This window comes from Streptomyces sp. NPDC002577 (assembly GCF_053594815.1).
In genome coordinates this window covers 1-21,504 of sequence record NZ_JBSFWK010000015.1, presented here as the reverse complement: position 1 = coordinate 21,504, position 21,504 = coordinate 1, and the positions used below count along the sequence as shown (strand labels likewise).

Below are 21,504 nucleotides of genomic sequence, written 5' to 3'. Positions count from 1 at the left end.
CCATCCACTAGGGTCGCGCCCGTGAAGCACCGGACTGTGATCCTCCGATCACATACCGCAGCAGCCCTGCTCCTCGCGCTCTCCGTCTCGGCCCTTCTCGCGCTCTGTGCCGTCCAGCGCATCCCCATGGCCGACGCCCTGGTGTACCGGGCCGAGGGCTCCGCCGTCGTGACCGGTCGTGATCTCTACGGCTTCACGGTCACCCGATGGCGACTGCCCGCCACCTATCCGCCGTTCGCCGCGATCCTTTTCGTACCCACCACCTGGCTTCCCGTGGCGATCCTGAAGGCCGTCTTCGTCGCCGGGAACGCCGCGCTGCTCACGCTGCTGGTGTGGCTCTCGTGCCGGTTCGCCGGGCTGCGCGCGACGCTCCCCGCGGTCTGTGCCGCATCGGCGGCCGCCCTCTGGCTCGAACCCGTCTTCCAGACCCTGATCTTCGGGCAGATCAACCTCGCCCTGGCCTGTCTGGTCCTGTGGGACCTGACCAGGGCGCCCGGTGCGATCGGCAAGGGCTTCGCCCTCGGCATCGCCGCCGGGGTCAAGCTCACGCCCGCCGTGTTCATCCTCTATCTGCTGCTCACGCGCCGGGTGCGCGAGGGTCTCACCGGGCTGGCCGCCTTCGCGGGCACCGTACTGCTGGGCGCGCTCGCCCTGCCGGCCGCCAGCGTCGAGTTCTGGACCCGCCGGGTGTTCGAGACCGACCGGGTGGGCAAGGCGTGGATCGTCGACAACCAGTCGCTCCAGGGGCTCGTCGCCCGGGTTCTGGGGGACCCGTCGCCCGGCCTCGCGTGGGCCGTGCCCGCGGCCGCCGTCGCGGCGGCGGGCCTGTGGCTCGCCCGCCGGGTCCCCGACGACCGGTGGGGCATCCTCCTCACCGCCGTCACGGCGCTCCTCGTCTCGCCCATCAGCTGGTCGCACCACTGGGTGTGGTGCGTCCCGCTGCTCGCGGTGCTGGTCGCGGAGGGCCGCCCGCGGCTGGCCGCGGGTGTGGCGGTCCTGTTCGCCGCGCGCACGATGTGGCTGGTCCCGCACCAGGGCGACCTGGATCTCCGGCTGCCCTGGTGGCAGCAGCTGCTGGCGTCGCCGTATCCGCTGCTGGGGCTCGGGCTGCTGGCCGCGATGGCGGTGCGCCGCCGGGTCGCACCGGTGCCCGGACTCCCCGTGCCACGCGGAGAGCGGAACCCGCGCCCGCGCGTACGGGTCGGCTGAGTGCTGGGAGCGCGGCCGCTCAGCCCTCCTCGGGCAGGAGGATGTCCGCGTCGTCGAAGATGCGCAGCATGATCAGCAGCAGCCGCCCGCGGGACACCATGTACTCCGCGACGATCTGTGATGTCAGCCGGATCTCCCGGTCCTGGTCGCCGATGCCGATCGGCCGGGAGACCTCGGTGTACGGATCGCGCGCGAGGATGTCTATGGCCTTGTCGAAGGCAGCCCTGCGCACCGGGTCCAGGCGGTCGCGGTCACGGGCCGCCGACTCCGTGTACAGCACCTCGTAGACGTCCTCACGAGGCATGGGGTGCCCTCCTTGCCATGACTTGTGCCGTCCGGCCAGCGTACCGACCGGTCCCGGCATCCCGGGAGCCGTCGGATCAGCCCCCGGCCAGCAGCTCGTCGGCGTCCACGATCCGGTACGCGTATCCCTGCTCCGCCAGGAACCGCTGGCGGTGGGCCGCGAAGTCCTGGTCGATCGTGTCGCGGGCGACCACCGAGTAGAAGACCGCCGGGTGGCCGTCGGCCTTCGGGCGCAGGACGCGGCCGAGGCGCTGGGCCTCCTCCTGGCGGGAGCCGAACGTGCCCGACACCTGGATGGCGACCGTCGCCTCCGGCAGGTCGATGGAGAAGTTGGCGACCTTCGACACGACCAGGACGCTGACCTCACCCTGCCGGAACGCGTCGAACAGCTTCTCGCGCTGCGCGTTCGTCGTCTCGCCCTTGATCACCGGGGCGCCCAGATGCTCGCCCAGTTCGTCGAGCTGGTCGATGTACTGGCCGATGACGAGGGTCTGCTGCCCCTTGTGCTTGCGCACCAGGGCCTCGGTGACCTTGCGCTTGGTGTCCGTCGTCGCGCAGAAGCGGTACTTCTCCTCGGTCTCCGCTGTGGCGTACGCGAGCCGCTCCGAGTCGGTGAGGTTGACGCGGACCTCGACGCAGTCCGCGGGCGCGATGTAGCCCTGCGCCTCGATCTCCTTCCACGGAGCGTCGAAACGCTTCGGCCCGATCAGCGAGAACACGTCCGACTCGCGGCCGTCCTCCCGTACGAGCGTCGCGGTCAGGCCCAGGCGGCGGCGGGCCTGCAGGTCGGCCGTGAACTTGAAGACCGGCGCGGGCAGCAGGTGCACCTCGTCGTAGACGATGAGGCCCCAGTCGCGGGAGTCGAACAGCTCCAGGTGCGGGTAGATGCCCTTCCGCTTCGTCGTCAGGACCTGGTAGGTGGCGATGGTGACCGGGCGGATCTCCTTGCGCGTACCGCTGTACTCGCCGATCTCGTCCTCGGTCAGCGACGTCCGCTTCACCAGTTCGTGCTTCCACTGGCGGGCCGAGACGGTGTTCGTGACGAGGATCAGCGTCGTCGCCTTCGCCTGCGCCATCGATCCCGCGCCGACCAGCGTCTTTCCTGCCCCACAGGGCAGGACGACGACACCGGACCCGCCGTGCCAGAAGCTCTCCACGGCCTGCTTCTGGTACGGGCGCAGCGCCCAGCCGTTCTCGGCCAGCTCGATCGGGTGCGCCTCGCCGTCGACGTATCCGGCGAGGTCCTCGGCCGGCCAGCCGAGCTTCAGCAGCGTCTGCTTGATCTGGCCGCGCTCGGACGGGTGCACGGCCACCGTGTCGGCGTCGATACGGGCGCCCACCAGCGGCTTGATCCGCTTCGACCGCAGGATCTCCTCCAGTACGGGCCGGTCGGTGGTCGTCAGGACCAGGCCGTGCGTCGGGTGCTTGGAGAGCGTGAGGCGGCCGTAGCGGTCCATCGTCTCGGCGATGTCGACGAGGAGCGCGTGCGGGACGGGGTAGCGCGAGTACTGCACGAGGGCGTCCACGACCTGCTCGGCGTCGTGGCCCGCGGCGCGCGCGTTCCACAGGCCGAGCGGCGTCACACGGTAGGTGTGGATGTGCTCGGGGGCCCGCTCCAGCTCCGCGAAGGGCGCGATGGCACGACGGCAGGCGCCGGCCTGCTCGTGGTCGACTTCGAGGAGAAGGGTCTTGTCCGACTGGACGATGAGGGGTCCGTTCACTCGTGTCCGTCCCTTTCTGCGCGGTCTGTGCGGTGTGCACAGCCAAACGTCCAGTTTGCCGCACCGCCGAAAACGGTGGGGCTGTCATGTGGCGCCGGTCACATTCCCGTGCGTGGTGCGACGGTCAGATCTGGTCCTCGGCCAGCTCCGCGACGCCCGTGATGCGGTGCAGCGGATAGGTGCGCACCTCGTCCGCCGTGTGGTCGTACGCCGTGACGAAGCCGCCCTCCACGCGGACCGGCGCGATCACGCGCTGGCTGGCGGCGCCCTCGGCGTTGACGTACCCGATCCAGACCGCCTGGCCGGTCAGCACCGCCGCCTGCATCGTGGCGAGGGTCTCGGCGGCCGTGGTGCGCGGCAGCTCGCCGGCGTGCTCAGGACCCGTCCTGGGGGCGGCCGTCGACGCCCGGTCGCCGGCGCGGATGGCGCGCACCGCGGCGCCCAGCAGCGTGGCGTCGGGCACGGGCGGGCCTTCCGGTACGGGCTCGGGGGCGGTGCGCGGCGGGGTGCGGTGGGCGTGCGCCCGCGTGATCAGTACGTCGCCCTCCGGGCTCTCCGCCGCGGGCGCGAACCCCATGCCGCGCAGCCCGTCGAGCAGCGTGGCCGGATCGGCCTGGGCGGCCAGCACCGTCGGCGCGAGACGGCGCAGCCGGAGCGGCGCCGACCGCTTGTCGGCGAGGATCTCGTTCAGCACCGCGTCGTCGTCGCACCGGACGTACGCGGAGGCCGCCCCGATGCGCAGATGCCCGTGTTTGCGGGCCACGTCGTCGATCAGATACGCGAGGGGCTGCGGGATGGGGGTGCGCGAGTGCGCGGCGAGGAAGGCGTGCAGATCGGACGCCGTACGGCCCGCGTCCAGCGCCCGCCGTACGGACCCCGGCGTGAACCGGTACACGGTGGCGCCGCCCTTCGACTCCACGTCGGCGAGCACGTCGAGCGTGTCGGCGAGCGGCCGCTGCAGCGGGCCTGGCGCGACGGCCGTGAGGTCGGCCTGGAGGAGGACGTGGTCGAGGGGCTCGGGGAGAAGGGGCGCGAGAAGGCTCGTGGCGCGGGCCGCGTGGACGGCGGCTTCGGCGGGGGAGGGGGGTGTGGCCGGGGTGAGGGTGGCGGACGGAGTCTCGTCGGCGCTGTCCGCCTGGCGGGCGGGCGCCTTGGCACCGTGGGTGGGCAGCTTCGCACCGGCGCCCGCGCCTGGCCCGGAGGGCGCCTCCGGCCTGGCGCCCGCGTGCGGTCCGGCGCCCGTGCCGGGTCCGGTGCCCGTGGCCGGCGGCACCGTGGCGACCCCCAGCAGCGCGCGGCCGTGCGACGACAGAGCGCCCCGGCCCGTGACGCCCAGGAGCTCCGCCTCCGTCAGCGTCCATCGGGCGAGGCGGGTGCGCAGGTCGTCCTGGGCGGGTGGCCGGCTGGACGACTGGGCGGTGCCGGTGCGCAGCGGGCGTTCCCAGCGGAGGCGGGCGAGAAGGGACTCGGCGGTCGAGGCGGCGCCTTCGGGGAGCGTGGCGAGGAGCGCGAGGACGCGGTGGCGTACCTCCGGCGCGGCCGAGCGGTCCAGGCCGGGGCCCAGCGCCGAGAGGGTGCGGTCCTTCGCGTCCCGGCCGCCGACCACGCCGGCCGTGCGGGTCGCCGCCAGCCACGCGGAGGCCAGCTGGGCCCAGCGCTCGGCGGGCGGCAGCTCCAGCCATTCGTCGTACGCGGGCGTCGCCGCGTACCGCTCGTCGGCCTCGCCGTCCGACGCCACCAGACCGGCCGCGTACACGAGTTCGACCCAGAAGGCGGCCACCGGTTCCGGGACGTCGAGTGCCACCGCCGTCCGCTTCAGATCGCGGACGCTGAGGCCGCCCGCGCGCAGTACCGCCGGGCCGCCCTCGTCCCAGTCCTTCAGCAGCTCCTCTACGGTCGCCAGCGCCGTGTACGCCTGGCCTGCGGCCGTCGCGTCCACAACCTGTGGACGGTACTCGGCCGCGGACTCCAGCGCGGGCGGCACCGGCTCCGGCCGACGGTGCGCACGGCCACCGCGCAGGTGCAGCGCGGCCTCGCGGGGCAGCACCACGGTGCCCGGAGCCGTCGGCAGGAGCAGACCGCGGTCGAGGAGCCAGCGCAGATGCGCCGCGGGATCGGCGGTCACCTGCCCGTACGGAGGACCCCACACGAGCCGCGACAGCACCGACACCGAATCCGCCGGCGCCCCGTCCAGCAGCGCCGACATACGGGTGCGGTCCGTGAACAGCTCGGTCAGCGCGGCGACCGCCGACACCGCGTCGTGCGTCGTCGGCAGCCCGGCCGCCGCCACGATGTCCTGGATCCGGCCGGGCGACATCCCCGCCGTGGCCTCCGCGACCGTCGGGCCGAGCCCTGTCGGGGACGGGTGCTGCGGCGACGGAGTGAGCAGCTCGCGGGCGGTGCGGACGAGGCGGAGACGGTCGTCCGGGCCCCAGACCAGGGCCTGTTCGCGGAGCGTCGCGAGGGCTCCGGGGAAGGCGTGCTCGATCGTGGTCACGTCCGGGGCCGCGTCGGCGCGGTCGCCGGTGAGGAGGGAGAGCAGCGTTTCGTACGCCGCGGGGTCCGGGGCCACGGCCAGGGCCTCCGCCGTCTGCAGGGTGAAGCGGTCGAGGTGTTCCAGGGCGCGGACGACCGAGGCGCGGGTGCCGGCGCGGGTCGCCAGCTGGGTGAGATCGCCCGGGACGGGCGTGAGCAGGTCGGGGCGGGCGCGCAGGAGGGCGGCCAGCGACTCGTCGTCGCGGGCGCGGAGCGCTTCCGCGAGGGAGCGCGGGGGTGCGGGCGTGTCCGCCGTTTCCGGAGCCGACTGCGCCGGCGCGGGGGCGGGCTCCCGGGTCTGCTCGGTGCTCATCCGGTCAACGGTACCGGGTGCCTCCGGCGGGGGGCGGGTTCCGTGGGCTCAGCTTGTTCGCGGGGTGCCGTGCGTCGGGGGCGCCTTCCGTTGCACGGGGCTTGGGACGCACGCGGGGTGCTGCGCGGCGTGGGCTGTGCCCACCCTCCCCCATTGCCTTGAGGGCATGGGAGGTACCCCCATCGCCTGGGGGCACCTCCCGGCGTGGCTGGGGGAGGAACGGCTGCCCACAGCGGTAGCGGTTGCGGGGTGTGGCGCGGTGGGCGCGGTAACGTCGTCGGCGGGTAGTTCAATGTGCTTGTCCCGGAGGGGACTTCGTGGGGATTGAGAGCGATCAGCTCGTCTTCGACTATCTGAGCCGGGTCGGCGACCTCGCCCAGCAGCGGCAGTTGCCGTCCGCCACCCGGATGCGGCTGGTCTCCGAGCTGCGGAGCGAGATCGAGCGGCGCAGGTCGGATGCGACCGCCGACAGTCCGGCCGTGGTCCGCCGCATCCTGGACCGGCTGGGTACCCCCGACGAGGTGGTCGCGGCGGCGGACCGCACCGGCCGCGGCGACGTATCGCGTACTGAGCAGCAGGAGAGGCCGGGAGCCGTGCCGAGCGAGCGGCGGAGCCGGCCCGCGGTGCCGCGGCAGCGTGCCGGCGATGCGGCGGCGCCGCCGGAGCGGCCGAAGGGGCTGCGCCGCATGGTGCCGCGGCCGCGTCGCGAGCAGGATCCGCCGCGACCCCGGACCGGGGCGTCGCCGCCGCATCTCGCGGGCGAGGACGAGCTGGGGCCGAGCGGTTCCGAACCGGACTGGTGGAGGGTGGACAGCACCCCGTTCGGCGTCGCCGACACCGTGCCGGGTTTCGTGGGCGGCGTCGAGATCCCCGAGATACTGCGCCCGCCGGAGGCGGAGAAGGATCACGAAGAGGGCGAGGACGAGGACGGCGGGGCCGCCGATGTCGCCGACCCCGCCGACGGGACAACGGCCGGGCGGCGCCTGAGCCGGCTGCGTGTCACCGGCTTCGGCAGCCCCCTGTTGCTGCTGGCCGCGGCCCTCCTCGTTGGCGGCGTCGTCCTCGACAAGTGGTTCGCCCTCGCGCTCGGCTGGCTCATCGCCTACGGCTCACGCCGGCTCAGCGCCGCCGAGACCAAGTGGGCGGTCCTGGGGATGCCCGGGGTGGTCGCCGCGGCAGCGGTCGGCTGGCTGTGGGGCCGCAGCGAAGGCCGCTGGGGCGAGCCGATCGCCCAGGGACACATGGCGGCCGCGGTGACCGAGACCTGGCCTTGGGCGGTACGCGGCGCGGCCGTCGCCTCCGCACTGTTCCTGGTGTGGCGGGCACGGCGGCACCGGCGGTGAGCTGGGCGCCGCCAGCGGCGGGGAAGGCAGCGGGCCGCAGGCCGTCTTCGCGACCTGGGCACAATGGCCTGCATGACCTCGCGCGCTCTGACGGTCGGCTTCGACCTCGACATGACCCTGATCGACTCCCGGCCGGGCATCCACGCGGCGTACCTGGCGCTTTCGACCCGTACGGGCACGTACATCGACGCCGATCTCGCCATCACCCGGCTCGGCCCGCCGCTCGAGGTGGAGCTCGCCCACTGGTTCTCGGAGGACCGGATTCCGGAGATGGCCGGTCTGTACCGTGAGATGTATCCCACACACGCGATCACCGGGACGCCGGCGATGCCCGGCGCGCGGGAGGCGGTGGCCGCCGTGCAGGCGGCGGGCGGCCGCGCCATCGTCGTCACCGCGAAGTACGAGCCCAACGCCAAGCTGCACCTGACGCATCTGGGTATCGACGCGGACGAGGTCATCGGCGACCTGTGGGCCGAGCGGAAGGCCGAGGCGCTGCGCGAGCACGACGCGAGCGTCTACGTCGGCGACCACACCGGTGACGTACGCGGCGCACGCACCGCGGACGCGCTGTCCGTCGCCGTGTCGACCGGCCCGTGCGATGCGGAGGAGTTGCGCGCGGCGGGCGCGGACGTGGTGCTCGGCGACCTCACCGAGTTCCCGGCCTGGCTGGCGGACCACTACCGCGCCATCGCCTAGCCCGGGGCTCCGGCCCCTGGCCCGGCTGACCCGCCGAGCGACTAACGCCCCGAACGCGCCTGGCGCCGCTGTGCCGCGATGGAGCGCAGCACTCCCGCGCCCGCGATCAGGAACCCCACGCCCATGAGCATGCTCAGGCCGAACATGAAGGTGGGAAAGGGCTTGGTGCCGAGGAGCAGCGGTGCCACCGTGACCAGCGTGGCGACGGCCCCGGCGAAGAAGACGATCGCACCGACCCGGACCAGCCGGTCACCGGCTCCGGCGGAATTCGCTTGGTCCGGGAGTCCGGGAGACGTCCCCAGGGAAGAATGAGTGTCACGCACCGCACCAGGGTAGTTCCCAGCCCAGAGGAACAGTCCGGCGACGTCTTGTCACGGGCCCCCGGACCATTAGCCTGGTGCCGGCGGGTCGCTGGACCCGCTGTACTGCTATCCAGAGCCGTTTTCCCCTGCCGCTCTCAACCGACGAAGCGGCGCAGACGAGTACGAGGACGAGGACTTCAGGTGCCTACCGGCAAGGTCAAGTGGTTCAACAGCGAGAAGGGCTTCGGCTTTCTCTCCCGCGACGACGGCGGTGACGTCTTCGTTCACTCCTCCGTACTGCCCGAAGGCGTCGACGCACTCAAGCCGGGCCAGCGCGTGGAGTTCGGTGTCGTCGCCGGTCAGCGCGGCGACCAGGCCCTGTCGGTGACGGTGCTGGACCCGACCCCCTCCGTGGCCGCCGCGCAGCGCCGCAAGCCGGACGAACTGGCATCGATCGTCCAGGACCTGACGACGCTGCTGGAGAACATCACGCCGATGCTGGAGAAGGGCCGTTACCCCGACAAGGCCTCCGGCAAGAAGATCGCGGGCCTGCTGCGGGCGGTAGCGGACCAGCTGGACGTATAGACGCCGACAGACGACCGTTCACAAACGGCTGGAAGGCCGGCTTACGGGAACGACAGCGCATCCGGGCCGAGGGGCGGTACGAGCCCCTCGGCCGCCGCGCGTGTGAGGAGCCCGCGGATCGCGGCGTAGCCGTCCTCGCCCAGGTCGGCCGTGAACTCGTTGACGTACAGCCCGATGTGCTGGTCGGCGACGGCCGGGTCCATCTCCTGGGCGTGCTCCAGGACGTACGGACGGGAGACCTCCGGGTCGTCCCACGCCATACGGACGGAGGTGCGCGCCGACTCGGCGAGCAGCCGCAGGGTCTCCGCGCCCAGCGACCGCTTGGCGATGATGGCGCCCAGCGGGATCGGCAGGCCGGTCGTGAGCTCCCAGTGCTCGCCCATGTCGGCGAGGGAGTGCAGACCGTAGTTCTGATACGTGAAGCGGGCCTCGTGGATCACCAGACCCGCGTCGACCTTGCCGTCGCGCACCGCGGGCATGATCTCGTGGAAGGGCATCACCACGATCTCCCCGACCCCGCCCGGCACGGTGTCCGCGGCCCACAGCCGGAACAGCAGATACGCCGTCGACTTCTCGCTCGGCACGGCGACCGTCTTGCCGCGCAGGTCGGCCCCCGCCTCGCGGGTGAGGACGAGCGGCCCGCAGCCGCGGCCGAGCGCGCCGCCGCAGGGCAGCAGGGCGTACTCCTCGAGTACCCAGGGCAGCACGGCGTACGACACCTTCAGCATGTCGAACTCGCCGCGCTCGGCCATGCCGTTGGTGATGTCGATGTCGGCGAAGGTGACGTCGAGCGCCGGGGCACCGGGGACACGGCCGTGCGCCCAGGCGTCGAAGGCGAAGGTGTCGTTGGGGCAGGGGGAGTACGCGATCTTCACGGTCCCGGTCTCCGTCTGCGGCTGCTCAGTCATGCTTCTTCCAACTTTCCACTACGTGCACGGTCTTCCCGAACGCCTCGGTGAGCGCGGCGAGTGCCTCCGGGATGCGCCAGGCGGCGCGGTCGCGCGGACCGACGGGGTTGGAGACCGTGCGGATCTCCAGCACGGGACGGCCGTGTGCGGCGGCCGCCTCGGCGACGCCGAACCCCTCCATGGCCTCGGCGGTGGCGCCCGGGTGGCGGGCGCGCAGCTCGGCGGCGCGCGCGGCCGAGCCGGTCACCGTCGAGACGGTCAGGACGGTCCCCATCACACCACCGGTGGCAGCGGCCACATCCCGTACGAGTGATCGCGGGGGACGGTGGGTGACGGTGCCGAAGCCGAGACCGGTCACGGACACGAAGCCGTCGGCGGTCTCGGCCCCCAGATCGGCGACGGTGATCTCGTCGGCGACGACGACCGAGCCGACGGGCGCGTGGGGCGGGAACCCGCCGCCGATGCCGGCGGAGACGACGAGGTCGTAGGGCTCCCCGGCGAGCGCGGCGGCGGTGAGCGCGGCTCCGGTGGCGGCGGCCGCGGCGGCGGGGCCCACGCCGGCGGCGAGCAGGTCGTACCGGCTCCCGGTGCGGTCGTCCGTGGCGGATGCCGGGCCGGGGCTTGCGGCGGGTATACCGACGGGAGGGGCGGCGGACGCCCCGGTGGGTGCCTCGGCCGGCGGGGCCTCGGGCTCGACCCGGTGCAGGATCGTCCCGGGGAGCGCCACCTCCCGCACCGGGCAGGCGAAGGCCCGCGCCACCGCGTCCCGTTCGACGGGGACGGCGGTGGCTACCAGGACCCGTACGGAAGCCGTGGTCAGGCGTCCTTCTTGAGCTTGAACGACCACAGGCCGGTGGCCTTCGAGTTGCTGCCCGCGAGGATGCTCACGGTCGTGGTGGAGCCGCTGGCCCCGTACTGCTGGTTGAAGAAGACGCTGCCCGGGATGGTGCGGTACGTCTTGGTGCTGGCGTCGGTCAGGGCCTGGCCGTTCATCAGGATCGTCCAGCTTTTGTCCGCGATGTCCGGGTCCACGCCGAAGCGCACGGTCTCGTCGGGGTCGACCTTGATGGTCTTGATGTCCGTGTCCTTCAGGCACTCCTGCAGCTGCGAGGTCTTCAGCGCCTCGCCGCCCGCATAACAGGAGGCCTCCGAGTGCACCGAATCGCCGCCGACCGTGATGGTGGCGATCGGCGTCGGCTTCTCACAGGCAGACAGGAGGAGCAGTCCGGCGGAGACGGCGCCGAGCGCAGCGACGGCGCGGCGGCGGTTCGCCGGGCGGTGTTCACGTGCGGCACTGCCGCGGGGCAGGGAGGTCATGGCTGAAGGCTATCGGCGCCCTACGAGGACATGCCATGTGGGGTACGGCGTGCCGCGGGGTCGTGTCACCCCCGGATGCGGTGCCGGCCCGGTCAGGCGACCCGGGCCCGTGCGGTGCTGCCGTGCCGGGCCGCCTTCAGCAGGCCGCGCACCGTCGACAGCCAGCCGACGGCGACGATGCCGGCGGCCACCGACAGCCCCAGTACGCCGTTGAGGGGAAGGGCGATACCGATCGCGCCGCCCACCACCCACGACATCTGCAGCAGCGTCTCGGAGCGTGCGAACGCCGACGTCCGCACGAGCTCGGGCACGTCCCGCTGGATCAGCGCGTCCAGCGACAGCTTGGCCAGCGCCTGCGCGAAACCGGCGCACGCGGCCAGGCACGCGACGAGGAACGTCCCGAAGAACACCGCCGTCGTGATGGCCACGGCCAGCACGATCGCGACGACCGTCACGATGATCACCTCCGGCGCCCGGGCCTTCAGCCAGGCCCCGACGGCCGTGCCCAGCGCATTGCCCGTGCCCGCCGCCACGCCCACCACGCCCAGCGACACCGCGGCGCTCTGCCCGGCCATCGGATGCTCACGCAGCAGGAACGCGAGGAAGAAGATGAGGAAGCCGGACAGGCAGCGCAGCGCCGCGTTGGCGGCGAGCGCATGCGTCACGGCCGGGCCGACGGTACGCAGTCCCGGGCGCCGCCCCGCCGTCTTCTTCAGGTGCGGACCGTGCAGATGCTCCTCGTCCGCGGCCAGCAGCGCCTTGCCCTCGCCCTTCGCCGAGTCGACCTTGGGCGGCAGCGAGAACGACAGGAGCATCCCCACGACGAAGATCACGAACGCGCCGTACAGCGGCCAGCGCGGGCCGATCAGCTGCAGCCCCGCCCCGATCGGCGCGGCCACCCCGGTCGCGAGCAGCCCGCCGAGCGTGACCCGTGAGTTCGCCTTGACCAGGGAGAACCCGGGCGGGAGGAGCCGGGGGACCACGGCGCTGCGGACCACGCCGTACGCCTTGGAGGCGACGAGGACGCCGAGGGCCGCCGGGTACAGCTCCAGGCTTCCCGTCACGACGGCGCTGGACAGTATGAGCGCCAGGAGGGCCCGCGCCAGCATCGCGCCGGCCATGGCGGCGCGGCGGCCGTGCGGGACGCGGTCGAAGAGGGGGCCGATGACGGGGGCGAGGAGGGTGAAGGGCGCCATGGTGATGGCGAGGTAGAGCGCGACGCGGCCGCGGGCCTCGTCGGTCGGCACGGAGAAGAAGACCGTCGAGGCGAGGGCGACGGTGATCATCACGTCGCCCGCGCCGTTCACGCCGTGCAGCTCGATGAGCTTGCCGAGGCCCGATTCGCCCGCGCCGTGCGCGTGCGTCGCCTTTCTGATGCCGCGCGCCGCGCCCGTGAACGGCAGATGCAGGGCACGCCCGACCGTGCGGGCGCCCCTGCTGACCGGACCTGCCTCCCCGCTCGAGGCGGACGATTTTGCGGCTGCCACTCCGTCATAGTGCCCCGCGGGGGCGGTGGGTAGTGCGGTTACCGCGCGTATGGGCGTCTCGTCCGGGCGCCGCCCCGGCTTCCGGCCGGTGGGCGGTGCCGTCCCGGGGAGGGTGGGCACGACCCACGACGTACGGTTACCGGAAAGCGTGGGTCCGGCCCGCGCACCGGAAAGCGCAGCGGGACAGACGTCGGTGTGGGCCCACGGGCCCGGAGAGGGTAGCGTGCATAGCGCGCAATTCAACGGCAGTCCGCGGCCGCGCACCCCTCCGGCATCCCGCAGAATGGGTGACGTAGGTGCGCCCGGGACGAACCGGGCGCGGACGTCGACGCGGCCCCCAGGTCCGCTCCGTCCCGCTCCCGGTACATCCGCTGCCGTACGGCGCACTCGTGAGACGGCGTAGGAGAGAAGCGATACCTGTGAGCGCAGCGACAACGCGAAGCCGTACCCCTGACCGCCTGTGCGCCGAGGCCGTCGAGCTTGCCCGTGCCGCGGCGGAGGAGACAGCCGCGCCCGGTGTCGTCGGCGAGCATGCCGGGATGGTCGTCGAGGGCGACCGGGTCGTCACGCACCTCTTCGAGTGCAAGGAGCCGGGGTACCGGGGCTGGCGCTGGGCCGTCACGGTGGCGCGGGCCTCGCGCGCCAAGGTCGTGACGCTGGACGAGACGGTGCTGTTGCCCGGTCCCGACGCGCTGCTGGCCCCCGAGTGGGTGCCGTGGAGCGAGCGGCTGAGGCCCGGCGACCTCGGTCCGGGCGATCTGCTGCCGACCGAGGCGGAGGATCTGCGGCTCGAGCCGGGATTCAGCGACGAGGACGTGCCGCCGCCGAACTCCGCCGTGTCGGAGGAGATGGCCGAGCTCGTCGAGGCCGAGGACGCCGAGGTCACGGGCGGGGCGCCGGCGAACCTGCCGGTCGCGCCGTCGCGGGGCTCGATCGCCGGGGTTGCCGAGGAGCTCGGCATGCGGCGGGCGCGGGTGCTCTCGCGGTACGGGCTGCACACGGCGGCCGACCGCTGGGAGGAGTCGTACGGACCCAAGACACAGATGGCGCAGGCCGCGCCTGCGTCCTGTGTGAGCTGCGGGTTTCTGATGCCGCTGGCCGGGTCGCTGCGGCAGGCCTTCGGCGTGTGCTCGAACGAGTTCTCACCGGCCGACGGCCGGGTGGTCTCCCTTGCGTACGGGTGTGGGGCGCACTCCGAGGCGGCGGTCATGCCGAAGCCGCCGCGGCCGGCTCCGCCGGTGCTGGATGAGACTCGGGTGGATGAGATGCCGTTGCGGCCTGCGGCGGACTCGGGGTCTGTGGAGACGGAGGGGCCGGCGGAGGAGTTCGGCCACAGCTAGCCTCCGGCGGCCGCAGCTTTGGGGCGCCCGCGTTTTTGGGGTGCCCCCCGGTCGTGGGCGGGGCCCCATGCCCCGGGCTGGACGACGGTTTGCGCGCACCGTGCGTCGTGGTGTTGTGCCCACCCTCCCCCAGCTACCGCTGGGAGGTGCCCCCAGCCCTGCGGAACGATTGCCCACAACGGCGAGACCTGCAGGTGCCCTGTGGCCCCGACCCAGCCACCGGCAGGTGGCGCACCAGCGGACCCGCAGGGGCAGACGCGCGGTACCTTCGGGCGGCGGCCGCGCGTAACCGCGTCGCCGCCGGGAACAGCAAACCGTGCCGGAGGCGGAGGCAAGGAGTGACCACCGTGAGCAAGTTCGTGCGGCCGGCCCCTGAGGGGGCGGATCCCTTCGGGACGGCGCGTCTGCGGCGCGGGGTGCTGGACGCCTGGGGCGCGAGTCCGGCCCGGTTCCGGGAGGACGCCAACGCCGAGGAGGACGTGGCGCTCGGCGGCTACCGCGACCGCCTGGTCGTGGAGCTGGCGCAGAACGCCGCCGACGCGGCGGCACGCACAGGCGTCCCCGGCCGGCTGCGCCTCACCCTGCGCGACGGCGTCCTCGCCGCCGCCAACACCGGCGCCCCCCTCGACGCGGTGGGCGTCGAGTCCCTGTCCACGCTGCGCGCCTCCGCGAAGCGAGAGGAGCACGGCGAGGGCAGGCCCGCGGCCGTCGGCCGCTTCGGCGTCGGCTTCGCCGCCGTGCTCGCCGTGTCCGACGAGCCCGCGCTGGTCGGCCGCCACGGCGGCGTACGGTGGTCGCTCGCCGAGGCCCGCGAGCTGGCCGCCGAGACCGCGCGCCACAGCCCGGGACTGGGCGACGAGCTGCGCCGCCGCGAGGGCCACGTACCGCTCCTGCGCCTGCCGCTCCCCGCCGAGGGCACCGCCCCCGACGGCTACGACACCGTCGTCATCCTGCCGCTGCGCGACGCGGCGGCGGGCGACCTGGTCGAGCGGCTGCTGGAGGGCGTCGACGACGCGCTCCTGCTGAGCCTCCCGGGTCTCGAGGAGGTCGTCATCGAGACCCCGGGCGCGGCGGACGGAGTCCGCACGCTGCGGCGGCGCCCGCACCCCGAGGCGGCTTCCGACATTGTCATCGACGACACCCGCCACGGCACGAGCCGCTGGCGCACGGTCGCCCGCCACGGCTCCCTCGACCCCGAGCTGCTCGCGGACCGCCCGGTCGAGGAGCGGCTGCGCCCGTACTGGTCGGTGACCTGGGCCGTCCCGGTGGACGAGGAGGGCGCCCCGCGCCGCCCCCGTACCGCCCCGGTCGTGCACGCCCCGACCCCGAGCGACGAGCCGCTCGGCGTGCCGGCGCTGCTGATCGCGTCGCTGCCGCTGGACACGATGCGCCGGCACGCCGCGCCGGGCCCGCTGACCGACTTCCTCGTGCAGCGGGCGGCGGACGCGTATGCCGAACTGCTCGCCGGCTGGCGCCCGCTGAGCACGCAGCTGATCGACCTCGTTCCGGGCCCGCTCGGCAAGGGCGTCCTGGACGGGGCGCTGCGCGAGGCCGTCCTTGACCGGCTGCCGCGCACGGCGTTCCTGCCGCCCGCGGTGGAGCGCGAGGAGGAACAGGCCGAGCCGGCCTGGACCCCCGAGGGCGAGGCCCCGGCGCCCGGCACGGAGCCGGCCGTCCCCGTGGCGCTGCGGCCGCGCGAGGCGGAGGTCGTCGAGGGCGCGGGCGCCGACACGGTGCGGGTGCTCGCGGAGGTGCTGCCGAGCCTGCTGCCCGCCGGCCTCGAACGCCGCGTGGAGCTGCGCACCCTGGGTGTCGCCCGGGTCCCGCTGACCGAGGCGATCGACCGGCTCGCCGGTCTGGAGCGGGAGCCCGAGTGGTGGCGGCGGCTGTACGACAGCCTTGCCGGCGTCGACCCGGACCGGCTGTCGGGGCTGCCGGTGCCGCTGGCCGACGGCCGTACCACGATCGGGCCGCGGCAGGTGCTGCTGCCGGTGCCTCCGTCCGGCGAGAGCGTGGAGGCCGGCGAGTATGCGAAGGCATACGAGGAGGAGTACGCGGAGGAGCTCGCGGAGCAGCCCGGGGAAGAGCCCGGTGCTCCGGCCGCCGCCGCGCTGGCCCGGCTCGGCCTCAAGGTCGCCCACCCCGACGCCGCGCATCCCCTCCTCGAAAAGCTCGGCGCGCTTCCCGCCACGCCCCGCGCCGTGCTGACGACGCCTCAGGTGCGGGCCGCCGTCGCGGGCTCGCTGGAGGACGACTCCTGGGACGAGGACGCGCTGGACGCGGAGGAGCTCGCCGATCTCGTCCTCGCGCTCGTGCGGGACGCCGGGCTCGAGCCGGGCGACGAGCCATGGCTCGGTGCGCTCGCGCTGCCCGACGAGGAAGGGGAGCTCGCCCCGGCCGGCGAGCTCGTGCTGCCCGGCAGCCCCTTCGCGCAGGTCATGCGCGAGGGCGAACTGGCCGAGGTGGACGCCGAACTGGCCGGGCGCTGGGGCGAGCAGCCGCTCGCCGCCTGCGGTGTCCTCGCGAACTTCGCGCTGGTCCGTGCCACGGACGTGGTCCTCGACCCGGACGAACTGGAGCCGCGCAGCGGCGACTTCCCCGAGCCGGACGACGCGGGCCTGCTCGATGCCGTCGACGTCTGGTGCGAGGACATCCTGGACCGGCTGCCCGAGACGCCCGTACCGCCGGTCGCCACCGAGATCGTCGCCGTACGCGATCTCGACCTCGTCGACGACGACCGCTGGCCGCAGGCGCTCGCGCTGCTGTCGCACCCGCCGCTCAGGGACGCCCTCACCCAGCCGGTGCGCATCCTGCTGCCGGACGGTACGACCGAGACGGTTCGCCCGTACACGGCCTGGTGGCTGCGCGGCCACCCGGTGCTCGACGGCCGCCGCCCGGCCGGTCTGCGCGCCGCCGGCGGTGACCCGCTGCTTGCCGGGCTGTACGACCCGGCGGACGCGACGGGCTTCGACGACGAGCAGGTGCTGCGGGCGCTCGGCGTCCGCACCTCCGTCGCCGCGCTCCTCGCCGAACCCGGTGGCGCGGCCGAGCTGCTCGACCGTCTCGCCGATCCGGAGCGCGACGTCACGGGGGCCCAACTCCACGCCGTCTACGGGCTGCTGGCGGATCTCGACCCCGAGCAGGTGACGCTCCCGGACGATCTGAGGGCCGTCGTGGACGGCCGCGTCACGGTCGTCGACGCGGCCGACGCGGTGGTCGTCGACGCCCCGGACCTGCTGCCGCTCGCCGCGGGGCTGCCGCTGCTCCCGGTACGCCCGTCGCGCGCCGCGGACCTCGCCGAGCTGTTCCAGGTGCGCCGCCTCAGCGAGACGGTGACCGCGGAGGTGGCGGGCGAGGGAGTGGTGCACCCGGTCCCGGAGTCGGTCCGGGTGCTCCTCGGCCCTGCGACCCCGGAGACGTACACGGAGTACGAGGAACTCGTCGTGGCCGGCACGGAGCTGGACTGGCGTCAGACGCCCGACGGCACGGTCCACGCGGCGACGCTGGAGGGCGTCGCGGCGGGCCTGGCCTGGGCGGCGGGCCAGTGGCCGCGCCGCTTCGAGGTCGCCGCGCTGCTCGAAGACCCGTCCAGGACGGAGGAGTTGGCGCGCGACCGCTGGTTCGACTGAGCGCCCGTACGGGTTCGAGATCCCGAAGCAGACGGAGGCCGCGCGGCGTTGTCCGCGCGACCTCCGGGCCGTTTGCTGTGATCTCGGTAATGTGCGCACATAACTTGGTAATGCGTACACAAAGACTTAACAATCCGCACAACCATTGTTTTCCGGCGCGGATCTGATCACTCGAGTCAGACAGACTCCACGATCACTTGGGCCCCACGTGAAGGCGACAACCGTCGGGCCCCTTTCTCCACTTGGGGATCGCATGCACATACGCGCCACTGTGGCCGCCGTCTCCGGCGCCCTGGCCCTCTCCGCCTTCGCCGTGCCGGCCGCGCAGGCTGATGACTCCGCGTCCTACCGCGCGGACGTCGCCAAGATCCAGGAGGCCGCTCGCGCCTCCTCCGGCAAGACCGCGTTCAGCACCGCCGACACCACGGACCCCGCGCCGTACGCCATGGACGTCACCTTCTCCGACCTCAAGATCGGCAAGGCGATCAAGGTCGGCACCACCAACCACGTCGCCGTCCCGGTCACCTACACCCTGACCCACGGCTCCGACGTCGACATCACCGCCGACGACTTCTACACCGGCCCCTACATCTACAAGGGCACGTGGGACGCGCCGGACAACGAGCTGTTCGGCGACGACCCGGCGACCTGCACGGCCACCTCGTCGACCACCGCCACCTGCACGGGCGACATCGACATCTACCCGGCGAACGGCGACCTGTCCAACACCGACGCCGGCGGCTGGAAGGCCGGCGCCCTCGCCATCGCGTACAACGGCCAGGACCCGTCCAGCAGCGACTTCGACATCACCAAGGTCGGGTACGCCGACCAGGGCGACCTCGGCTCCACCCTGGTGCAGCGCTACTCCAAGCTGACGGTCAACGCCTCGCCGGAGCCGGTGGCGAAGGGCAAGACCATCACGGTCACGGGCAAGCTGACCCGCGCCAACTGGGACACGAACACCTACAAGGGCTACACCAACCAGTCCGTCAAGCTGCAGTTCCGCAAGAAGGGCACCACCACCTACACCACGCTCAAGACGATCACGTCCGACAGCACGGGCTACCTGAAGACCACCGTCACGGCCTCCGTCGACGGCTACTTCCGCTACAGCTTCGCGGGCACCTCGACCACCCCGGCGGTCAACGCCACGGGTGACTTCGTCGACGTGCAGTAGTACGCGCAGCAGTAGCCGCTGGTACCCGAAGCAGTAACCGCCGGGCCCACAGGGCTCAGGCAGGAAAGCGGCGGCCGACCCATCTCCACAGGAACTCCAGGGCGGCCGCCGCCACCGCCGCGATGGCCACCGCGGCCCACGGCATCGTCGTGCCCACCAGCTTCAGCGCGAAGAACTGCTCTAGCCGGGGAACGACGAGCACCAGCAGGAATGCCACGCCCATCGCCGCGACGAGGCCGATCCGCCACCACGTGTAGGGGCGCGCGATGATCGCGAGGACCCAGATGGCGATCAGGAAGAGCGTGAGCGTCGCCGCGCTCGTCTCGGCGTCCAGTTCGTCGGGCCCGGTGTAGTGGTGGCGCGCCAGCATGTACGTCGTGAAGGTCGCGACCGCCGCGACGGTCCCGCCCGGGATCGCGTACCGCATGACCCGCCGTACGAAGTGGGGCTGGGCGCGTTCCTTGTTGGGGGCGAGGGCGAGGAAGAAGGCCGGGATGCCGATGGTGAGCGTCGACAGCAGGGTCAGATGGCGTGGCAGGAACGGGTATTCGACCTGCGTGCAGACCACCAGGATGGCGAGGAGCACCGAGTAGACGGTCTTCACCAGGAAGAGCGTCGCGACGCGTGTGATGTTGCCGATGACCCGGCGGCCCTCCGCGACGACCGAGGGCAGCGTCGCGAAGCTGTCGTCCAGCAGGACGATCTGGGCGACGGCCCGGCTGGCCTCGGATCCCGAGCCCATGGATACGCCGATGTCGGCGTCCTTCAGCGCCAGGACGTCGTTGACGCCGTCACCCGTCATCGCGACCGTGTGCCCGCGTGACTGCAGCGCGCCGACCATGTCCCGCTTCTGCCGGGGGGTCACCCGGCCGAACACGGTGTGATCGTCGAGGGCCTCGGCCATCTCCGGGCGCGCCTGCGGGAGCGACCGTGCGTCGAGGGTGTTCTCGGCGCCGGGCAGGCCGAGTTTCGCGGCGACCGCGCCGACCGACACGGCGTTGTCACCCGAGATCACCTTGGCGCGTACGTCCTGGTCCGCGAAGTAGCGCAGGGTGTCGGCGGCGTCCGGCCGCAGCCGCTGTTCCAGTACGACGAGCGCGGTGGGGCACGCGCCGTCCGTGACCTTGGGGTCGTCGAGCTCCTTGACCGCGCGGGTCAGCAGCAGCACCCGCAGCCCCTGTTCGTTGAGGTGCTCGGTCTCGGCCAGCGCCGGGTGTCCGGCGGGCAGCAGGATGTCGGGCGCGCCGAGAAGCCATGAGCTGGACTCGCCGTTGCCCTCGCTGAAGCTGGCGCCGCTGTACTTGCGGGCCGAGGAGAAGGGCACCGACTCCGTGCAGCGCCACTCGTCACTGTCCGGATACGCGTCGATGATCGCCTGGAGGCTGGCGTTCGGCCGCGGGTCGGACTCGCCCAGGGCGCCGAGGACCTTGCGTATGTACGTCCGGTCCGCGCCGTCCAGCGCACGCACGTCGGTGACGTCCATGCCGCCTTCGGTCAGCGTGCCCGTCTTGTCCAGGCAGACGGTGTCGACGCGCGCGAGCCCCTCGATCGCCGGAAGCTCCTGCACGAGGCACTGTTTTCGGCCAAGCCGGATGACGCCGATCGCGAAGGCGACGGAGGTCAGCAGCACCAGCCCCTCGGGCACCATCGGCACGATGCCGCCGACCGTGCGGGCGATCGCGTCCTTGAAGCCGGAATTGTCGGTCTCGTCGGCGAGTTGGCTGATGATCAGGCCGAGCGCGGTCGGGATCATCATCCACGTCACGTACTTGAGGATCGTGGAGATGCCGGTCCGCAGCTCGGAGTGGACGAGCGTGAAGCGGGACGCCTCCTCGGCGAGCTGCACGGCGTACGCCTCGCGGCCCACCTTCGTCGCGGTGAACGCGCCGCCGCCCGCCACCACGAAGCTGCCGGACATCACGGGGTCGCCGGGGTTCTTGACGACGGGGTCGGCCTCGCCGGTGAGCAGCGACTCGTCGATCTCCAGACCGTCGGCCTCCGCGACGGCACCGTCCACGACGACCTTGTCACCCGGGCCGATCTCGATCAGGTCGCCGAGGACGATCTCGGAGGTGCCGATCTCGGCGGCGACACCGTCGCGCCGCACCGTCGGTCTCGCCTCGCCGATCACCGCGAGGGAGTCCAGCGTCTTCTTGGCGCGCAGCTCCTGGAGGATGCCGATGCCGGTGTTGGCGAGGATCACATAGCCGAACAGGCTGTCCTGGAACGGCGCGACGAACAGCATGATCACCCACAGCACGCCGATGATCGCGTTGAAGCGGGTGACGACGTTGGCCCGGACGATCTCGGCCGTCGAGCGGCTGCTGCGCACGGGGACGTCGTTGACCTCGCCGCGCGCCACCCGCCGGGCGACCTCGGCGGCGGTCAGCCCCGGCGAGGGTCGCCCGCGGGGTATCGGCACGGGGTGCACCGGATCGAGCTCGGCGCCCGCATCGATAGGCGTCATGCAATCGACGGTACGGGCGGAACGCCGCCTTCACCCGCCGAGCGCCCTCGGGCTCCGCGGCGGGGCAGCCCTAGGAATGTCCTGAAGATCTTGGAATCGCGCCCGGCTTGCATCGGTTCATGACGATTGACATTTACTGGCAATCCGGGGCGAGCCGGGTGGTCGGAGCAAG

Annotated in this window: 16 protein-coding genes; 7 read left to right on the top strand and 9 right to left on the bottom strand. The window is 72.9% G+C overall.

All coding sequences use genetic code 11. The annotated features are described in order from the left end of the window. Positions 1-21: 21 nt before the first annotated feature. Positions 22-1,209 (top strand): glycosyltransferase 87 family protein, encoded by a 1,188-nt coding sequence (locus tag ACWD4J_RS20700; RefSeq protein ID WP_451396855.1) that lies wholly within the window; start codon positions 22-24, stop codon positions 1,207-1,209. 19 nt (positions 1,210-1,228) lie between these two features. Here ACWD4J_RS20700 and ACWD4J_RS20695 read toward each other — a convergent pair whose 3' ends face one another. The 3 genes from ACWD4J_RS20695 to ACWD4J_RS20685 all read right to left on the bottom strand — a co-directional run bounded on the left by ACWD4J_RS20695 (position 1,229) and on the right by ACWD4J_RS20685 (position 6,081). After that, positions 1,229-1,513, bottom strand: coding sequence for a type II toxin-antitoxin system RelE family toxin (locus ACWD4J_RS20695; RefSeq protein WP_451396854.1), 285 nt, complete (start codon positions 1,511-1,513; stop codon positions 1,229-1,231). A 76-nt stretch (positions 1,514-1,589) separates the two neighbouring features. After that, entirely contained in the window at positions 1,590-3,233 is a 1,644-nt protein-coding gene (locus ACWD4J_RS20690; protein WP_451396853.1) for a DNA repair helicase XPB, read from the bottom strand. 124 nt (positions 3,234-3,357) lie between these two features. Then, on the bottom strand, positions 3,358-6,081 hold the full coding sequence (locus tag ACWD4J_RS20685) for a helicase-associated domain-containing protein (protein ID WP_451396852.1): 2,724 nt from the start codon (positions 6,079-6,081) through the stop codon (positions 3,358-3,360). 317 nt (positions 6,082-6,398) lie between these two features. Between ACWD4J_RS20685 and ACWD4J_RS20680 the strand changes: the two genes are divergently transcribed. Both ACWD4J_RS20680 and ACWD4J_RS20675 read left to right on the top strand, forming a co-directional pair. Beyond that, on the top strand, positions 6,399-7,424 hold the full coding sequence (locus ACWD4J_RS20680) for an HAAS signaling domain-containing protein (RefSeq protein ID WP_451396851.1): 1,026 nt from the start codon (positions 6,399-6,401) through the stop codon (positions 7,422-7,424). 72 nt (positions 7,425-7,496) lie between these two features. Continuing rightward, positions 7,497-8,120 carry an HAD family hydrolase gene (locus ACWD4J_RS20675; RefSeq protein ID WP_451396850.1) on the top strand — a complete coding sequence of 208 codons (624 nt, stop codon included), beginning with the start codon at positions 7,497-7,499 and terminating at the stop codon, positions 8,118-8,120. A gap of 41 nt (positions 8,121-8,161) precedes the next feature. Here ACWD4J_RS20675 and ACWD4J_RS20670 read toward each other — a convergent pair whose 3' ends face one another. Beyond that, the gene (locus ACWD4J_RS20670; protein ID WP_451396849.1) at positions 8,162-8,443 is read right to left on the bottom strand and encodes a hypothetical protein; all 282 of its coding nucleotides are present in this window, start codon (positions 8,441-8,443) and stop codon (positions 8,162-8,164) included. Positions 8,444-8,623: 180 nt separating this feature from the next. Here ACWD4J_RS20670 and ACWD4J_RS20665 point away from each other — a divergent pair, with 180 nt between their 5' ends. Then, positions 8,624-9,007 carry a cold-shock protein gene (locus ACWD4J_RS20665; RefSeq protein WP_451396848.1) on the top strand — a complete coding sequence of 128 codons (384 nt, stop codon included), beginning with the start codon at positions 8,624-8,626 and terminating at the stop codon, positions 9,005-9,007. Between the two features lie 41 nt (positions 9,008-9,048). On the opposite strand, the gene ACWD4J_RS20660 is transcribed toward ACWD4J_RS20665, so the two are convergent. The 4 genes from ACWD4J_RS20660 to ACWD4J_RS20645 form a co-directional block, all read right to left on the bottom strand. Beyond that, positions 9,049-9,915, bottom strand: coding sequence for a 1,4-dihydroxy-6-naphthoate synthase (locus tag ACWD4J_RS20660; RefSeq protein WP_451396847.1), 867 nt, complete (start codon positions 9,913-9,915; stop codon positions 9,049-9,051). Further along, entirely contained in the window at positions 9,908-10,762 is an 855-nt protein-coding gene (locus tag ACWD4J_RS20655; protein WP_451396846.1) for a futalosine hydrolase, read from the bottom strand. The genes ACWD4J_RS20660 and ACWD4J_RS20655 overlap by 8 nt, the downstream gene beginning before the upstream one ends. Continuing rightward, entirely contained in the window at positions 10,732-11,232 is a 501-nt protein-coding gene (locus ACWD4J_RS20650; protein ID WP_451396845.1) for a DUF2771 domain-containing protein, read from the bottom strand. The genes ACWD4J_RS20655 and ACWD4J_RS20650 overlap by 31 nt, the downstream gene beginning before the upstream one ends. Before the next feature lie 92 nt (positions 11,233-11,324). Beyond that, positions 11,325-12,719, bottom strand: coding sequence for an MFS transporter (locus tag ACWD4J_RS20645; RefSeq protein WP_451396844.1), 1,395 nt, complete (start codon positions 12,717-12,719; stop codon positions 11,325-11,327). A 419-nt stretch (positions 12,720-13,138) separates the two neighbouring features. Here ACWD4J_RS20645 and ACWD4J_RS20640 point away from each other — a divergent pair, with 419 nt between their 5' ends. From ACWD4J_RS20640 to ACWD4J_RS20630, 3 genes are all read left to right on the top strand, one after another. Further along, a complete protein-coding gene (locus tag ACWD4J_RS20640; protein ID WP_451396843.1) occupies positions 13,139-14,059 on the top strand; it encodes a DUF3027 domain-containing protein in 921 nt (306 codons plus the stop codon). A gap of 347 nt (positions 14,060-14,406) precedes the next feature. Then, positions 14,407-17,688 carry a sacsin N-terminal ATP-binding-like domain-containing protein gene (locus tag ACWD4J_RS20635; protein WP_451396842.1) on the top strand — a complete coding sequence of 1,094 codons (3,282 nt, stop codon included), beginning with the start codon at positions 14,407-14,409 and terminating at the stop codon, positions 17,686-17,688. 253 nt (positions 17,689-17,941) lie between these two features. Further along, positions 17,942-18,865, top strand: a complete 924-nt coding sequence (locus tag ACWD4J_RS20630) for a hypothetical protein (RefSeq protein ID WP_451396841.1) — start codon at positions 17,942-17,944, stop codon at positions 18,863-18,865. A gap of 55 nt (positions 18,866-18,920) precedes the next feature. On the opposite strand, the gene ACWD4J_RS20625 is transcribed toward ACWD4J_RS20630, so the two are convergent. Further along, a complete protein-coding gene (locus ACWD4J_RS20625; protein ID WP_451396840.1) occupies positions 18,921-21,332 on the bottom strand; it encodes an HAD-IC family P-type ATPase in 2,412 nt (803 codons plus the stop codon). Positions 21,333-21,504 lie beyond the last annotated feature (172 nt).